General features: G+C 62.3%; 15 protein-coding genes and 1 riboswitch. Of the genes, 11 read left to right on the top strand and 4 right to left on the bottom strand.

Going from position 1 to position 15723, the window contains the following annotated elements:
* Positions 1 to 183 precede the first annotated feature (183 nt).
* The 3 genes from E5X88_RS23955 (at position 184) to E5X88_RS23965 (ending at position 2415) form a co-directional block, all read left to right on the top strand.
* Complete coding sequence (locus tag E5X88_RS23955) at positions 184 to 915, top strand: LuxR family transcriptional regulator (RefSeq protein ID WP_292165718.1); 732 nt, start codon at positions 184 to 186, stop codon at positions 913 to 915.
* Between the two features lie 97 nt (positions 916 to 1012).
* Complete coding sequence (locus E5X88_RS23960; protein ID WP_292165719.1) at positions 1013 to 1651, top strand: acyl-homoserine-lactone synthase; 639 nt, start codon at positions 1013 to 1015, stop codon at positions 1649 to 1651.
* Between the two features lie 14 nt (positions 1652 to 1665).
* Positions 1666 to 2415: an enoyl-CoA hydratase-related protein gene (locus E5X88_RS23965; RefSeq protein ID WP_292165720.1), complete on the top strand. Its 750-nt coding sequence runs from the start codon at positions 1666 to 1668 to the stop codon at positions 2413 to 2415.
* A gap of 67 nt (positions 2416 to 2482) precedes the next feature.
* Here E5X88_RS23965 and ppk2 read toward each other — a convergent pair whose 3' ends face one another.
* Entirely contained in the window at positions 2483 to 3391 is a 909-nt protein-coding gene (gene ppk2, locus E5X88_RS23970; RefSeq protein WP_292165721.1) for a polyphosphate kinase 2, read from the bottom strand.
* 122 nt (positions 3392 to 3513) lie between these two features.
* Between ppk2 and E5X88_RS23975 the strand changes: the two genes are divergently transcribed.
* The 3 genes from E5X88_RS23975 to E5X88_RS23985 all read left to right on the top strand — a co-directional run bounded on the left by E5X88_RS23975 (position 3514) and on the right by E5X88_RS23985 (position 6782).
* Positions 3514 to 4782, top strand: a complete 1269-nt coding sequence (locus E5X88_RS23975; RefSeq protein WP_292165722.1) for an ATP-binding protein — start codon at positions 3514 to 3516, stop codon at positions 4780 to 4782.
* Positions 4783 to 4891: 109 nt separating this feature from the next.
* The gene (gene phoU, locus E5X88_RS23980; protein ID WP_292165723.1) at positions 4892 to 5617 is read left to right on the top strand and encodes a phosphate signaling complex protein PhoU; all 726 of its coding nucleotides are present in this window, start codon (positions 4892 to 4894) and stop codon (positions 5615 to 5617) included.
* Positions 5618 to 5774: 157 nt separating this feature from the next.
* Positions 5775 to 6782, top strand: coding sequence for a magnesium and cobalt transport protein CorA (locus tag E5X88_RS23985; protein ID WP_292165724.1), 1008 nt, complete (start codon positions 5775 to 5777; stop codon positions 6780 to 6782).
* A gap of 98 nt (positions 6783 to 6880) precedes the next feature.
* Here E5X88_RS23985 and E5X88_RS23990 read toward each other — a convergent pair whose 3' ends face one another.
* Positions 6881 to 7399: a GcrA family cell cycle regulator gene (locus E5X88_RS23990; RefSeq protein WP_292165725.1), complete on the bottom strand. Its 519-nt coding sequence runs from the start codon at positions 7397 to 7399 to the stop codon at positions 6881 to 6883.
* A gap of 354 nt (positions 7400 to 7753) precedes the next feature.
* Between E5X88_RS23990 and E5X88_RS23995 the strand changes: the two genes are divergently transcribed.
* The 3 genes from E5X88_RS23995 to E5X88_RS24005 all read left to right on the top strand — a co-directional run bounded on the left by E5X88_RS23995 (position 7754) and on the right by E5X88_RS24005 (position 11010).
* Complete coding sequence (locus tag E5X88_RS23995) at positions 7754 to 8953, top strand: aspartate aminotransferase family protein (protein ID WP_292165726.1); 1200 nt, start codon at positions 7754 to 7756, stop codon at positions 8951 to 8953.
* A gap of 17 nt (positions 8954 to 8970) precedes the next feature.
* The gene (gene argF / locus E5X88_RS24000; RefSeq protein WP_292165727.1) at positions 8971 to 9882 is read left to right on the top strand and encodes an ornithine carbamoyltransferase; all 912 of its coding nucleotides are present in this window, start codon (positions 8971 to 8973) and stop codon (positions 9880 to 9882) included.
* A gap of 93 nt (positions 9883 to 9975) precedes the next feature.
* The gene (locus tag E5X88_RS24005; protein ID WP_292165728.1) at positions 9976 to 11010 is read left to right on the top strand and encodes an Hsp33 family molecular chaperone; all 1035 of its coding nucleotides are present in this window, start codon (positions 9976 to 9978) and stop codon (positions 11008 to 11010) included.
* Positions 11011 to 11241: 231 nt separating this feature from the next.
* Here the strand turns inward: E5X88_RS24005 and apaG are convergent, their stop codons facing one another.
* Positions 11242 to 11634 (bottom strand): Co2+/Mg2+ efflux protein ApaG, encoded by a 393-nt coding sequence (gene apaG / locus E5X88_RS24010; protein ID WP_292165729.1) that lies wholly within the window; start codon positions 11632 to 11634, stop codon positions 11242 to 11244.
* A 223-nt stretch (positions 11635 to 11857) separates the two neighbouring features.
* Between apaG and E5X88_RS24015 the strand changes: the two genes are divergently transcribed.
* Positions 11858 to 13012: a ceramide glucosyltransferase gene (locus E5X88_RS24015; RefSeq protein WP_292165730.1), complete on the top strand. Its 1155-nt coding sequence runs from the start codon at positions 11858 to 11860 to the stop codon at positions 13010 to 13012.
* 50 nt (positions 13013 to 13062) lie between these two features.
* On the opposite strand, the gene E5X88_RS24020 is transcribed toward E5X88_RS24015, so the two are convergent.
* Positions 13063 to 14253: an O-succinylhomoserine sulfhydrylase gene (locus tag E5X88_RS24020; protein WP_292165732.1), complete on the bottom strand. Its 1191-nt coding sequence runs from the start codon at positions 14251 to 14253 to the stop codon at positions 13063 to 13065.
* 74 nt (positions 14254 to 14327) lie between these two features.
* Positions 14328 to 14405, bottom strand: a riboswitch (SAM riboswitch).
* 148 nt (positions 14406 to 14553) lie between these two features.
* Here E5X88_RS24020 and E5X88_RS24025 point away from each other — a divergent pair.
* Positions 14554 to 15648 (top strand): 2'-deoxycytidine 5'-triphosphate deaminase, encoded by a 1095-nt coding sequence (locus E5X88_RS24025; protein WP_292165734.1) that lies wholly within the window; start codon positions 14554 to 14556, stop codon positions 15646 to 15648.
* Positions 15649 to 15723 lie beyond the last annotated feature (75 nt).

Raw genomic sequence — 15723 nt, forward strand, 5'->3', positions numbered from 1 at the left:
ATCACGCCGATTTAGGGATATGGTTAGGCGGAGCTTGCAAATGACTGAGCGGGGCCGGCTGGAGGGGCAGCCGCAGGGCCCTGCAAACAGGGAGGCAGATTTGCAATCCGGGTCGATGGTAAGTGCAGGTTAGCACTGGACCGTTGAGCTCAATGCGGAAGGCAACATGGGGTTGATGTTGCGATGAGTCAGTTCGATCGCACGCTGGAATTCATAGATCAGCTGCAGCATGCCAACACGGCAGCCGCGGTCTGCGAGAAACTGCTTGGCGTCACGTCGGGTTTCGGCCTGACGGCACTGATGGCGGGAACTGTTCCGGAGCCAGGCACACCGCGAGGCCAGCAAAAGGACCATGTGCTGCTCTGTGACTGGCCGGGAGAATGGCTGGAGCGCTATGTGGCGCGCAACTATGTCGACCATGATCCCGTCGTCAGCCACATGAAGCAGCTGCAGGCGCCGTTCCAGTGGCGGGAAGCGTCGCAGGGCATTCGCGTCGACAAGAGCAGCGGCGAGGTGATGGGCGACGCCAGCGAATTCAAACTGCGCGACGGCATGGCCTTCCCGCTGGTTACGCTCGATGGTCAGATCGTCATGGTGTCGCTGGGCGGCGAGGCCGTGGCCCTGTCGGAAGCCGAGTTCGGGCAGGTGTCGCTGGTATCGACCTATGCGATCGGCCGCGCCATGCAGCTCCATACGATGGCGGACAAGACCATCGATCACATCGAATTGACGCCACGCGAGCGCGAATGCCTGCAATGGGCCGCCGTCGGCAAGTCCGAATGGGAGATTTCGCAAATCCTCGGCATCTCGGAACACACGTCCGAGAAACACCTTCTTAACGCCAAAGGCAAACTCGGTGCCGTCAACAGGGTTCAAGCAGTCGCGGAAGCGATAAGGCGCGGCTATATTAGTTAGCTCGGCCGCGCCGGCCTAGAAATTCTTGCCTACGTGATCACGTAATTTTCTCGGGAAAGCCCGGCCGTATCTTCCTCTTGAACCCAGGAGTCGGCTAATGCTTTTTTCCCTTACCACACAGGAATTGATGGAACGCCCTGACCTTTGGGAGGCCGTTCATCGTTTACGCTACAAGATCTTCGTTGAGGAGATGGGGTGGAGCGATCTGCAGCGCCCCGATGGTCTCGAGATCGATCAGTTCGATCACGACGAGGCGGTACATCAGATCGTCGTCCGCAACGGCGAGCTCGCCGGTTATCAGAGGATGTTGCCGACAACGCGGCCACATCTTCTGACCGAGGTGCTGGCAGATCTCTATGAAGGGACGCCGCCGTCCGGGCCAAACGTCTGGGAACTGACCCGCTATGCGGTGGCGCCGGGCTTTCGTGACGGCAAGCGCGGCGTATCGACGGTCGGCACCGAGCTGATTGCCGGCTTCGTCGAGTGGGGGCTGAGCCGGAACGTCAATCAGGTGATCATCGAGTTCGAGCCGATGTGGGTCCTGCGGGCATTGCAGTTGCACTTCCTGGCGAAGCCGCTTGGCTACCAGCGCACTTATGGCAACCAGCAGGTCGTCGCCACGCTGCTCACCTTCAACGAGCACACGTTGCAGGTGGTGCGCTCGCGTCGCAACTATTTCGCGTCGGTTCTGGCCAGGGGATATCCCGACAGGCTCGGACTGAGGCGGGCCTCGTGAGATTGGAGGCAGTCATGAACGCCCACACGCAAACAGAGTTCCGCAACCATACGCTCATCGTCACCGTGTCGTCGGATGACGGCCGGCCGGTGCTGGACAGGCGGGCCTATGAAAGCCTGGCCAAGACCTTCCACGAAGCCGCCGTAGACGACGACATACGCGTCGTGGTGCTGCGCGGCCTCGCCGGCTGCTTCTGCCTCGGCGGCGACTTTTCCGAGTTCCTCGATGCCACCAAGCATCAGCGACTGATCGCCGCCGTCACCGACATGTTCCGCACGCTGGCGACGTTTCCAAAACCGGTCCTTGCCTGTGTCGATGGCGACGCGGTCGGTGTCGGCTGCACCATCCTGTTCCATTGCGACATGGTGATCGCATCGGGCGAAAGCACGTTCCGGGTGCCGTTCGTCGATTTCGGCCTGGTGCCGGACGCGGCGACCAGCATCCTGGCGCCGCAGAAACTCGGTTATGCCGGCGCTTTCCGCTTCTTCTGCCTGGGCGACACGCTCAGCGCCGAGGACGCCAGGATGCTTGGTCTGGTCACGGAGATCATTGTGGGGGGCAATGTCGAGGAAGCGGCACTTGGCAGAGCTAGGCAACTCGCCAAGAAGCCGGCCGCCGCGCTGCTGCAGACGCGCGACCTGCTCAAGGGCGACACAGGCGCGCTCTGCGATCGCATTGATCAGGAGATTTCGCTGTTTCAGCAGGCTTTGCAGGACGACACCACGCTGCGGCGGCTGCAGCGGATTGCTCGGCTGGCGGCATAAGACGTCATTCGGGAGAATGACAACACCCGCAATCATGCCGCGCGCCCTTCGGGCGCGCGGCGATGCTTCAGGCCCGTGTTCCCAGGAACGAAGGTCCTTCCCCGATGATCTTCTTGTCTTCCTTGCCGATGACGTCGAGATCGCGGCCCTCATAGGGAAGCGACAACAGGATGCGCTGTATGACGGCCAGTCGCGCGCGCCGCTTGTCGTTGGCCCGCACGATAATCCAGGGCGCGCACTCCTTGTGCGTGCGCTCGATCATGAGATCGCGCGCCTTGGTGTAGTCGTCCCATTTCGTGATGCCGGCAATGTCGATCGGCGAGAATTTCCAGCTCTTCAATGGGCTGTGGCGACGATCGTGAAATCGTTCGAGCTGCGTCTCCTGACCAATGTTCAGCCAGAACTTGAAGAAATGGATGCCCTCGTTGCAGATCATCCGTTCGAAATACGGCGTCTCGTCCAGGAATTTCTCATGCTGCTCGGGCGTGCAGAAACCCATGACCGGCTCGACACCGGCGCGATTGTACCAGGAGCGGTCGAAAGTGACGAACTCGCCGGACGTCGGAAAGTGCGAGACATAGCGCTGGAAATACCATTGTCCTGTCTCAGTCGGTGTCGGCTTGGTCAGCGCCACGTTGCGCGCTGTCCGGGGGTTCATGTACTGGCGCAGCACGAAGATCGTGCCGCCCTTGCCGGCGGCATCGCGTCCTTCGAACAGCGACATCACCCGCTTGCCCGTCGATTGCAGCCATGCCTGTGCCTTGACCAGTTCGATCTGCAGCCGCTCGAGCGTCTCGTCATACTCATCGCTTTTCATTTTCTTGTCGTAGGGGTAGCCGCCGGCGGTCAGCTTGTTGTTCTCGACCCAGTCCGGAAGCTTGGGATCCTCGATGTCGAAGGTGAACTCCTTGCCGTCGATCCGGACCTTCAGCGGACCTGCAACGGGCGCGGCGGCATTTTCCCTAGGATTTTTCATCGAGACGAACCTTTCCAGCTCCAGGACTCATGCTATTGGGAGCCTCGATACCGGTCCAGCGGGAAGTTTCCAACCGACCGGCCGACTGAGGGCGGAGGCACGGCGCGCGCGAATGGCTGACAATGGCTGACATGGGCGCAGAGCAGCGAAGCACGGTGCAAGCCGTCGCCATCCGGCTGCGGAACAGCCGCTGGCTGCTGGCGGCCGGCATCGTCGCGGTCCTGATGGTCTATGTTTTCGCAGATATGTCCGGCTATGTGGTGCTCCTGGCATGTGCCGTGTTGCTGCTTGCCGCCGCGATGCCGCCAGTCGGCGTTGCGCGCCAATCGGCCGAGGATGCCGCGGCGATCGAGGCGGGCGGGCTGCAACACCTGTCGGGAGAATATCTGGCGGCGGCCGTTGCCGATCCGCTGATCATCTTCGATCGTACCGCCACGCTCGTCCATGCCAACGCCGCCGCCTTCGCCGCTTTCGGCGGCATCGCGCCGGGGATGTCGCTGTCGTTGAAATTCCGTGCGCCCGAGATGCAGGCCTTGCTGGACAGTATTCTGTCGGGGGCCGCCGCTTCGGATGTCGTCGACTATACCGAAAAGCTGCCGGTCGAGCGGGCCTATCGGGTGAGTGCGTCTTCGGTCGGCCACGGCACCGACCTCTATGTCCTGGTCTTCAAGGACCAGAGCGAGGCGCGCCGGATCGACCGGATGCGCGCCGACTTCATCGCCAATGCCAGCCACGAACTGCGCACCCCGCTCGCCTCGATCTCCGGCTTCATCGAGACGCTGCGCGGCCCGGCCCGCAACGATCCGGCGGCGCGCGATCAGTTCCTGCAGATCATGCAGAACCAGACCGGCCGCATGGCGCGGCTGATCGACGACCTGCTGTCGCTGTCGCGGCTGGAGATGAAGCCCTACCTGAAGCCGGGAACCAAGGTCGATCTCCGCCAGATCCTCGACAGCGTCATCGATTCGCTCGGGCCGCTTGCCAGGGAAAACGGCGTCGCGATCGAGCGGGATTTCGCCGAAGGGTCGCTCGACGTGCCTGGGGATCGCGACGAGCTTTTCCAGGTTTTCGAGAATCTGCTGGAAAACGCCTGCAAATATGGACAGTCGGGTGGACGTGTCATGGTGACGATTGCCCACAGCGACGACGGTCCCGAACCGGGCACCGACGTCACCATCCGGGACTTCGGCCCCGGCATCCCCGAGGAGCACATCCCGCGCATCACCGAACGCTTTTACCGCATCGATGTCGAAAACAGCCGGACCCAGAAAGGCACTGGCCTTGGCTTGTCGATCGTCAAGCATATCCTGACGCGCCACAACGCCAGGCTCTCGATCAAGTCGGAGGTCGGCAAGGGGGCAGCTTTCACGGTTCATTTGCCGGCGCACTGACGCCGCACTATGTATTAACCGGCTTTTTCTTTTTTCTGTCATCCGGCTAGCGTATCAGCGGGGATTCGAGGAAACGACTCAGGATCAGAAGACCCGGGAAGGCATTTTCATGCAGTCCGTGCACATCGTCAGCGCCTATGACGAGGAGCTGAAATATCTGTCGAAGCGCATCGCCGCGATGGGCGGGCATGCCGAACGCATGGTCGAACAAGCGATCGCGGCCCTGGTCAACGCCGACCCTGGCCTTGCTCAGAAGGTCATCAGTGACGATCTCGTTCTGGACGAGGGGCAGCGCGAGATCGACGACAAGGCAATCGTCATCATCGCCAAGCGCCAGCCGATGGCGACGGATTTGCGCGAGATTGTCGGCGCGATCCGCATCTCGGCGGATCTCGAACGGGTCGGCGACCTCGGCAAGAATGTCGCCAAGCGCGTGGTTGCCGTCATAGAAGGGCGCCAGCCGACCAGCCTGTTCCGCGGCATCGAGGCCCTGGCCGACCTGGCGTTGACGCAGCTCAAGGAAGTGCTCGACGTCTACGCGTCGCGTTCGGTGGAAAAGATCGGCTTCGTGCGTGATCGTGACGACCAGATCGACGCCGTGTACACCTCGCTGTTTCGCGAGTTGCTGACCTACATGATGGAAGATCCGCGCAACATCACGCCTTGCACGCACCTGCTGTTTTGCGCCAAGAACATCGAGCGGATCGGGGACCACGCCACCAACATCGCCGAGACAATCTACTACATCGTCACCGGCGACCAGATGCCGGCCGAACGGCCGAAGGGCGACAAGACAGACAAGATTGTCGTCCCGGGAGCGCTACCCGCGAAGTGAACAGCCAGAGCTAGATGATGCCGTCCGAGTTCATCTCGCTCTGTCTCTCGAACGCTTCATGAAATTGCGCTAAACTATCCAGATGAAATTGCGCTAAACTATCCAGACGTTAAGCTTCTCAGTTCCGCGATGAAGGCCATGCTTTCAGGAGGCTGCGATGGAATATGTTCGGGAGTTCACGCCCGCGCCGCCGACGTCCAGCATCATCGCTTCCAGCGTCTATACGGCCGGCCGGCGTGTCGCCGACATTCCGATCGAGGAGGCTGGCGAATGGGCCAAGAAGCCAGGCCATGTCGTCTGGATCGGCCTGCTGGAGCCCGACCGCAACCTGCTGCTTCGCGTCCAGGCGCAATTCAATCTGCACGATCTGGCGATCGAGGACGCCGAGCATCCGCATCAGCGGCCTAAGATCGAGCAATATGGCGACGCCTTGTTCATCGTTGCCCGCACGGCTCAACTGATCGATGGTCGTGTCACCTTCGGCGAGACGCATCTGTTCGTCGGCGCGGGCTACATCGTCAGCGTCAGGCACGGTCCATCGACCTCTTACGCCGCCGTTCGCCAGCACTGGGAAAGCTGCCCGCATTCGCTGGCCAAGGGCGAGGATTTCGTCCTCTATGCCATTCTCGATTTCATCGTCGACAACTATATGCCGGTGCTCGAGCAGATCGAGGACGAGGTCGAGGCGATCGAGGACAAGATTCTGCTGAAGCCGATGACCGGCTCCGACATAGAACGGCTTTACATGCTGCGCCGCGATCTCTTACGCCTGCGCAATGCAGCGTTGCCGCTGGTGGAAGTCTGCCGCCGGCTGACCAGCGCCGACCTGCCGCAGATCCATGCAGCCATGCATCCGCTGTTCCGCGACGTCACCGACCACATCCGCACTGTCCAGGAAAAGATCGACAGCTTGCGTGAGGTTCTCGCCTTTGCCTTCGAGGCAAGCCTTCTGGTTGGCCAGAGCCAGGAAACGGCGATCACCAAGAAGCTCGCCTCATGGGCTGCCATCCTGGCGGTGCCGACGGCGCTCGCCGGCATCTACGGCATGAATTTCAACGACATGCCGGAACTGAGGATGGAATATGGCTATCCGATCGTGCTGACGGCGATTATTTTGGTCTGCACGTTTCTTTACTGGCGCTTCCGCAAGAGCGGCTGGCTGTGAAAGTGAGTAAATAGCAAATAGGGAGTAGCGAATAGGGTAAAAATAACTTGCCCCTTCGCGGCAGATCAAGCCATTGCTATTTGCTATTTGCTATTCGCTCACCTACTGCGCCGCCGCTCCGAAGCGGGCTGGAACGCGATGCGGGAGTGGTATTTGCAATAGGGTCCGGTTTCGGCCGCGTCGTTGCCGCAGAAATGGAAGTCTTCCGAAAGCGGGTCACCATTCGGCCATTTGCATGTCCGCTCGGTCAACTCGACGAGTTGCAGATGCCGCGAGATCGGCACGACGACGTTCTCGACCGGACGGATGTAATGACGTGCCACCGGTTCGGCGTTGAATTGCGCCTGCAGCGCAGTCGCACCGATCGACGTGGTGATATGCCGCGCAGTGCTTGCCGCCCGCGACACCGATTTCTGAACGCTCGATCCCTGCACGCTCTTCTTCTGGCGTGCCGGCGCGGCGGTCGAGCGTCCGCGGCCCGACAGTTTCAGCCGATGCACCTTGCCGATGACCGCATTGCGGCTGACACCCCCGAGCTGTGCGGCGATCTGGCTGGCGCTCAGCCCCTCCGACCACAATTTTCTAAGAAGTTCGACCCGCTCGTCAGTCCAATTCATGAGACCGCGCTCCTGCTGAAACATGCGGCGATCGGAATCCTTCCACGATCCGGCTTCCGCCGGGCAGACACCACATATATCGGGTGATTAGGTCCGCCGCACGAAATCTAGTTATTTCTCGACTACAAATACCTTATGCGCTGACTCGGTGACAAGAGTCCGAGGGCCAACACGAATCGGTTTTTTCGGTTTTCCCCAACTTGCCCGGTCGCTTATGAGCCGGCGCCTCGCTGGAGGGCTTGCGGCGCGTCCTTGCGCGACCTTTTCGTTGACTTCATGGCCGAAAAACACGATAAGCCGCAAAGGCCGCCGCTTTGGCGGCTTTTTGATTTTCCGGTTCCGGAGACGCATATAATGAGCGGTTCGGCGCTTTACGAGACCTTTGCCCGCGCACCTCTGGTCTTCGACCATGGGGAAGGCACTTGGCTCTTCACCGATAAGGGTGAGCGATATCTCGATTTCGCTGGCGGCATCGCCGTGAATTCGCTGGGCCACAGCCATCCGCACTTGGTCGCGGCGCTCACTGAGCAGGCGGCTAAGCTCTGGCATGTTTCCAACCTCTACGAGATTCCAGAGCAGAGCCGGCTGGGCGAGCGGCTGGCCGACGCCACCTTCGCCGACAAGGTGTTCTTCACCAATTCCGGCGCCGAAGCGCTGGAATGCGCCATCAAGACGGCGCGGCGCTACCACTTCGTCAAGGGCCATCCCGAGCGCTTTCGCATCATCACCTTCGAAGGCGCCTTCCATGGCCGCACGCTGGCGACCATCGCCGCTGGCGGCCAGCCTAAATACCTGGAGGGCTTCGGACCCAAGGTCGACGGCTTCGACCAGGTCGGGTTCGACGACATCGACGCCGCCGAAAAGGCGATAACGCCCGAAACCGCCGCGATCCTGATCGAGCCGGTGCAGGGTGAGGGCGGTATCCGCCCGGTGCCGACGCAGTCGCTGAAGCGGTTGAGGCAGCTCTGCGAGCAGCATGGCCTGCTCCTGATCTACGACGAGGTCCAGTGCGGCATCGGCCGCACCGGAAAGTTGTTCGCGCATGAATGGGCTGGCATCACGCCCGACATCATGGCGATCGCCAAGGGTATCGGCGGCGGCTTCCCGATGGGTGCCTGCCTCGCCACCGCTGAGGCGGCCGCCGGCATGACCGCTGGCGTGCACGGCACCACTTTCGGCGGCAATCCGCTCGCGATGGCGGTCGGCAACGCCGTGCTCGACGTGGTGCTGGAAGACGGTTTCCTGGAGGAAGTCCAGCGTAAGGCGTTGCTACTGAAGCAGGGGCTGGCGGGTATCGCCGACGAATTCCCTGATGTCATCGAAGACATCAGGGGCACCGGCCTGATGCTCGGCCTGAAATGCGTCATGCCCAACACCAAGGTGAACGCGGCGTTGCGCGACCAGCATCTGCTGGCGGTTCCGGCCGGCGACAACGTCATTCGCCTGCTGCCTCCGCTCACCGTCACCGACGCCGAGATCCATGAGGCGCTCGACCGCATCCGCGCCGGCGCCCGGGGCTTGGCCGATGCCATCGCCGCGGCTGCCGCGAAGTAATCCTGGAACCAGCCCTGATGAGCCTTCGCCATTTTACCGATCTTTCCGCCGTTTCCGAAGGCGATCTGCGCTTCATGCTGGACGATGCGGTCGTGCGAAAGGCGAGGCTCAAGGCTGGCGAGCGGACAAAACCGCTCGAAGGCAAGGTGCTGGCGATGATCTTCGACAAGCCGTCGACGCGCACGCGTGTGTCCTTCGACGTCGGCATGCGCCAACTCGGTGGCGAGACCATCATGCTGACCGGTACCGAGATGCAGCTCGGCCGCTCCGAAACCATCGCCGATACGGCCAAGGTGCTGTCGCGCTATGTCGATGCGATCATGATCCGCACCACATCGCATGACCGGTTGCTGGAGCTGACCGAAAACGCCACCGTTCCCGTCATCAATGGGCTGACAGACGACACCCATCCCTGCCAGCTGATGGCCGACATCATGACCTTCGAGGAGCATCGCGGTCCGGTTGCCGGCAAGACCATCGCCTGGACCGGTGACGGCAACAATGTGCTGCATTCCCTGCTGGAAGCCTCGGCACGATTTCGGTTCAATCTGAATGTCGCGGTGCCGGAAGGCAGCGAGCCGGCACAGAAGCATATCGACTGGTCGAAGACGCACGGCGGCAAGTTGAACTTCACCCGCTCGCCCGAGGAGGCCGTTTACGAGGCCGATTGCGTCGTCACCGACTGCTGGGTGTCGATGGGCCAGGAACACCGTGCCCGCGGCCACAACGTCTTCTTGCCCTACCAGGTCAATGCGGCGCTGATGGCGAAGGCAAAGCCGGACGCATTGTTCATGCACTGCCTGCCGGCGCATCGCGGCGAGGAGGTCACCGACGAGGTCATCGATGGACCGCATTCGGTTGTGTTCGACGAAGCCGAGAACCGGCTCCACGCCCAGAAGGCGGTTCTGGCCTGGTGTCTGGGAGCTTGATCCGGCCAACCTTGATCCGGCAATGCGTGATGCCTATCTCAGGCGCATCACGCAAATCGAGCGCGTTTCGACGCATGCGCCCCGGAGGGCGGCATGGCCGCGCCCCGGAGCTTTGTCATGTTGGAAACTCATCAGTTGGCTGAACATCAACCCAAACTCGGCGAATTCGGCTACGCAGGCGACGATCACGTCGTGCCCTTCGAGGTCGGCCCGCTCGATGTGCGCGGCCGTACTGTTCAGCTCGGGCCGATGCTCGATGCGATCCTCAGCCGCCACGACTATCCCGAACCGGTCGCCCGCCTCCTTGCGGGAGCCTGTGTGCTGACGGTGCTGCTTGGCACCTCGCTCAAGTTCCAGGGCAAGTTCATCCTGCAGACCCGCACCGACGGGCCGGTCGACATGCTGGTCGCGGATTTTTCCACGCCGCATGCGCTGCGCGCCTATGCCCGCTTCGATGCCGACCGGCTTGAGGCCTTGACTGCTGCCGGCGAGACGTCGCAGCAGACGCTCCTCGGCAATGGCGTCCTGGCGCTGACCATCGACCAGGGCGCCCACACGCAGCGCTATCAGGGCATCGTCCAGCTCGATGGCGAGACGCTGGAGGAGGCCGCGCGCACCTATTTCCGCCAGTCGGAACAGATCCCGACCGATCTCAGGCTTTCGGTGGCCAAGCTGTTGACGCCCGGCGCCGGCGGTGCCCGCGAGCAGTGGCGCGCCGGTGGCATCCTGGCGCAATTCCTGCCGCAATCGCCGGAACGCATGCGTGTGCCCGATCTTCCGGGCGGCGACGGCGATCCACGAGAGGAGATCCACGATCCGGCCGACAATTCCTGGCAGGAACTGCTGGCGTTGCTTGGCACCATCGAGCCGACCGAACTGATCGACCCGACGATTGGCGCCGAGCGGCTACTTTACCGGCTGTTCCATGAGCATGGTGTTCGCGTCTTCGGCGGCGTTCCGGTCGCCGACCAGTGCTCATGCTCCAGGGAGAAAATCCGCGGCATCCTCGAAGGTTTTTCCGCCGAGGAGATCAGCGACAGCACCGAGGATGGCGGCATTCACGTCGCCTGCGAATTCTGCTCGAAGCAATATGACTTTGATCCGGCGGAGTTTGCAGCGGCTCAATGAAATGCCTTCCTTCTCCCCGTTCACGGGGAGAAGGTGCCCGAAGGGCGGATGAGGGGCAGCGCGACCTCCGGCGATGTCCGCGCGCGCACTCGCTTAGACGCTGTTGTATTCCTGGCAGACTAGTCTCACGAGTCTGACGCCGCCCCTCATTGCCCTGCCAGGCATTTCTCCCCGTATAGTGACGGGGAGAAAGACGCTGTCGCGGAGGATTCCGCCAATCGCCCGACCGTCCTAGTTGACCGTCCGCCTGGTCCCTGGCAGGTCCAGCGAAAAGGCGGGGATGGCGATGTCGAACGTCTCACCCCGCTTGTTGCGCATCGTGTAGTGGCCGACCATGATGCCGGACGGTGTCGAGAGCGGGCAGCCGGACGTATATTGATAGCTGTCGCCGGGGTTGAGTTCGGGCTGGTCGCCGACAACGCCGGCGCCGCGCACTTCCTCGACCCGGCCGGTGCCGTCGGTGATATGCCAGTAGCGCGACATCAGCTGGACGAATTCGTCCGACTGGTTGTCGATCGTCACCTGGTAGCCCCAGACGTAACGGTTCTCCGACGGTTCCGAGCGATCCTCCAGATAGAACGGCCTGACCTGCACTTCGATGTTGCGCGTAACGGCGCTATACATGGGCTACTCCAAAACAATACGAACGGGACTTTCGGCGCTCTCCGTGGCTTGGTCAACGGGGTGCTTCCTGTCGTTGCCCGACCTCAAGGGCAGGTGCCGAAGAACAATGTCATTTAAGTGACACATGACAATGATGGTGTGCAGAGCCGGGCGACTCAGCATTCTGCCGAACTGCTGAAGACGGCCATCATGCGGCCGGTCTTTCCGGAGTGACCAGATATCGATGGAACTGACAGTCACCGCCGCCCTGCTTTCGACAGCCCTGCTTCTTTCAAATCTCGCCAGCATCCTGCTCGCCTCGCTGAAGCTGAAACGGCCAAGCAAGGTTGCGCCGCCTACCGGCAAGGCGCCACCCGTGTCGATCGTCGTACCGTCGCGCGGCATCGAGCCGTTTACCGAAGAAACGCTTGCGCGCGCCTTTTCGCTCGACTGGCCGCGCTATGAACTCATCTTCTGCGTCGCCCATGCCGACGATCCGGTGGTCGAACTGATCACCAAGGCCATCGCCCGCTTTCCGGCCGTGCCGGCCCGGTTGCTCGTCGGCGATGACCGCATCAGCGGCAATCCGAAACTCAACAATTGCGTCAAGGGCTGGCAAGCGGCGCGTCACAAATGGGTCGTTCTTGCCGATTCCAACGTCCTGATGCCGAAGGACTACGTTCAGCATCTGATGGCCGCATGGCGACCGGACACCGGCCTTGTCTGCTCGGCGCCGATCGGGTCGCGGCCGGACGGGTTCTGGGCGGAGGTCGAATGCGCTTTCCTCAACGCGCTGCAGGCGCGCTGGCAATATACCGGGGAGGCCCTCGGCCTCGGTTTCGCCCAGGGCAAGAGCATGTTGTGGAACAAGCCCATGCTCGACGCCAAGGGCGGTATCCGCGCGCTCGCCGCCGAGATTGCCGAGGATGCCGCCGCGACCAAGCTGGTCAACGGGCTCGGGCTGCGCGTCAATCTCGTCGCCTCGCCCTTCGAGCAGCCGCTCGGTTTGCGCACATTTGGCGAAATCTGGTCGCGTCAGGCCCGCTGGGCACGCTTGCGCCGCGTCACCTTCCCGCTGTTCTTCGCGCCCGAAATCCTGGTCGGCGCGACGCCGCCGCTGGTGCTTGCGCTGGTTGCGGCGGCCGGCGCCGGCTTCAGTCTGCCGGCAACCGCCCTTGCCGTGCTGGTGGCTGCCTATCTCCCGGAATGCGCCCTGGCCTCGGCCATGGGCTGGCACCTGTCGCTGCGCATGATCCCGGCGATGATCGCGCGAGATGTGATGCTTCCCGCCATTTGGGCGCGAGGTTGGCTCGGCGGTGCCGTCGACTGGCGCGGCAACGCAATGACCATCCGGACCAAAACCGTCGCGGAGCTGGAAGAGACGCCGTCTGGCGCCTGAACAACGCCTGCTCTTGACGATCGAGTGAAGCCGCCCCTCGGTGCGTATCCCTATCTGGCGGCTTTCAATGCCCGCTCGATGTCTTCGAGCAGGTCGTCGGTATCCTCCAGACCGACAGACAGCCTGAGCGTGCCCGGCCCGATGCCGAGTTCGGCACGCGCCTCATCGCTCAGATTCTTGTGCGTCGTCGTCGCCGGATGGGTGATCAGGCTCTTGGCGTCGCCGAGATTGTTGGAGATCAGCACGATATCCAGCGCGTTCTGGAAGGCGAAAGCCGCCTGCTTGCCGCCCTTGACGTCGAGGCAGATCAGCGTCGAGCCGCCCGACATCTGCTTCTTGACGACGGCCGCCTGCGGGTGATCGGCGCGGCCGGGATAGATGACACGGGCGATCTCCGGCCGCTCGGCGAGGACATCCGCGATCCGGCCGGCACTTTCCGTCTGCTGGCGCACGCGTAGCGGCAGAGTTTCCAGGCCCTTCAGCAGCGTCCAGGCGTTGAACGGCGAAAGGCTGGGGCCGGTATGCCGAAAATAGTCGTGCAGGTTCTCGTCGATCCACGTCTTGTCCGACAGGATGATGCCGCCGAGGCAGCGCCCCTGGCCGTCGATGTGCTTGGTCGCCGAATACACGACGATATGGGCGCCGAGCTGCAACGGCTTCTGCTGCAGGGGCGTGGCGAAGACATTGTCGACGATCAGCCGCGCACCGATCGAATTGGCAAGCGAGGCGACGGCGGCGATGTCGACGACTTCCAGCGTCGGGTTGGTTGGGCTTTCCAGGAAGAACAGCTTGGTGTTTGGCCTGACCGCCTTTTCCCAATTGGCGATGTCGGTGCCGTCGACCAGCGTCGCCTCGATGCCGTATCTAGGCGCCAGCGTCTCGACCACCCAGCGGCAGGAGCCGAACAGCGCGCGCGCCGCCACGATATGGTCGCCGGCCTTGGCACTGCACAGCAACGCTGCCGTCACCGCCGCCATGCCGGATGCGGTGGCGCGGGCATCTTCGGCGCCTTCCAGCGCGCACATCCGCTTTTCGAACATGTCGACCGTCGGATTGGCATATCGCGAATAGATGAAGCCCGGCTCCTCGCCCTTGAAGCGCGCTTCCGCCGCCTGCGCCGTGTCGTAGACATAGCCTTGCGTGAGATACATCGCCTCGGAGGTTTCGCCGAAGCCGGAACGCAGCGTTCCCGCATGCACGAGTGCGGTCTGAGGCTTCCAGTTGCGCTTCATGGTCGTCATCGCCTTGTTCCAAACACCAAAAGTGGTCCAAACACAAAAAAACCGGTCGCGAAAGTCGCAACCGGTCCACACGGCCTTGCGGCCCGACGGTCCTTTAGCGACTTGTTTAACGTGGCTGCAAGCCGACCGGCCAAATCACCACGGGATAACGACCCTTTAGACCTGCGCCGCGCTTGCGTCAATTGCCGGCATGATTAAGAGGTTTATACCAGCAAGGTTCCGCAAAAGCTGTTCCACGGTTTTGCGGTAAGAACCTGCGACAGAACGAGACCTCGCCCGGCCTTCGAGCGGAGCCAGACTTTGCGGCAGACAGGCATTCTTCCCGATCAGGATATTTCGGCGCTGTTCCAGTCGGGCGCGCTGAAGTCGCCGCGCGCGCTCGATGCCGACCAGATCCAGCCGGCCAGCCTCGACCTCAGGCTTGGCGACAAGGCCTGGCGGGTGCGTGCCTCCTTTCTGCCCGGCCCGAACCACAGGGTCGCTGAAAAACTCGACCGTCTGAAGCTGCACGAAATCAATCTCGCCGAAGGTGCGGTGCTGGAGACGGGCTGCGTCTATATCGTGCCGTTGCTCGAGAGCCTGGCGCTTCCGGCAAACATTTCGGCCTCGGCCAATCCGAAGAGCTCGACCGGACGGCTCGACATCTTCACCCGCGTGATGACCGATCGCGGCCACGAGTTCGACAAGATCGCCCCCGGCTACAGCGGCCCGCTCTATCTGGAAGTCAGCCCGCGTACCTTTCCGATCGTCGTCCGCGCCGGCTCGAGACTGTCGCAGATCAGGTTCCGCACCGGCAATGCGCTTTTGTCCGAAAGCGAGCTGCATGAATTGCACCGCGCCGAGACGCTCGTCGCCACCGAGCCACCGAATATTTCCGGCGGCGGCATCGCGCTGTCGATCGATCTCGATGGCGACAAGGACGGCCTGGTCGGTTACCGCGGCAAGCACCACACCGGTCTGGTCGATGTCGACAAGCGCGCCGCACAGGACGTCGTCGATTTCTGGGAGCCGCTCTACAAGAGCGGCGCCGGCGAATTGGTGCTCGATCCGGACGAATTCTATATCCTTGTCAGCCAGGAGGCGGTGCACGTGCCGCCGCTCTATGCCGCCGAGATGACGCCCTTCGATCCGCTGGTGGGCGAATTCCGTGTCCATTACGCCGGTTTCTTCGATCCGGGCTTTGGCCATTCGGCGGCCGGCGGCACCGGCAGCAGGGCGGTGCTCGAAGTGCGCAGCCACGAAGTGCCGTTCATCCTCGACCATGGCCAGATCGTCGGACGGCTGGTTTACGAGCATATGCTGAAGCGGCCGCAGGCACTCTACGGCACCGATCTCGGCTCGAACTATCAGGCACAGGGCCTGAAACTGTCCAAGCATTTCCGCGCCGCGCGCTGATCGCCCTATCACGATCAGACCGTGCTTGCCTGACCTTGCGGGTCGTGCTTGGCTGTGCTCAGCCGTCAAGGTGGC

This window comes from Mesorhizobium sp., from assembly GCF_004962245.1.
Classification (GTDB): Bacteria; Pseudomonadota; Alphaproteobacteria; order Rhizobiales; family Rhizobiaceae; genus Mesorhizobium.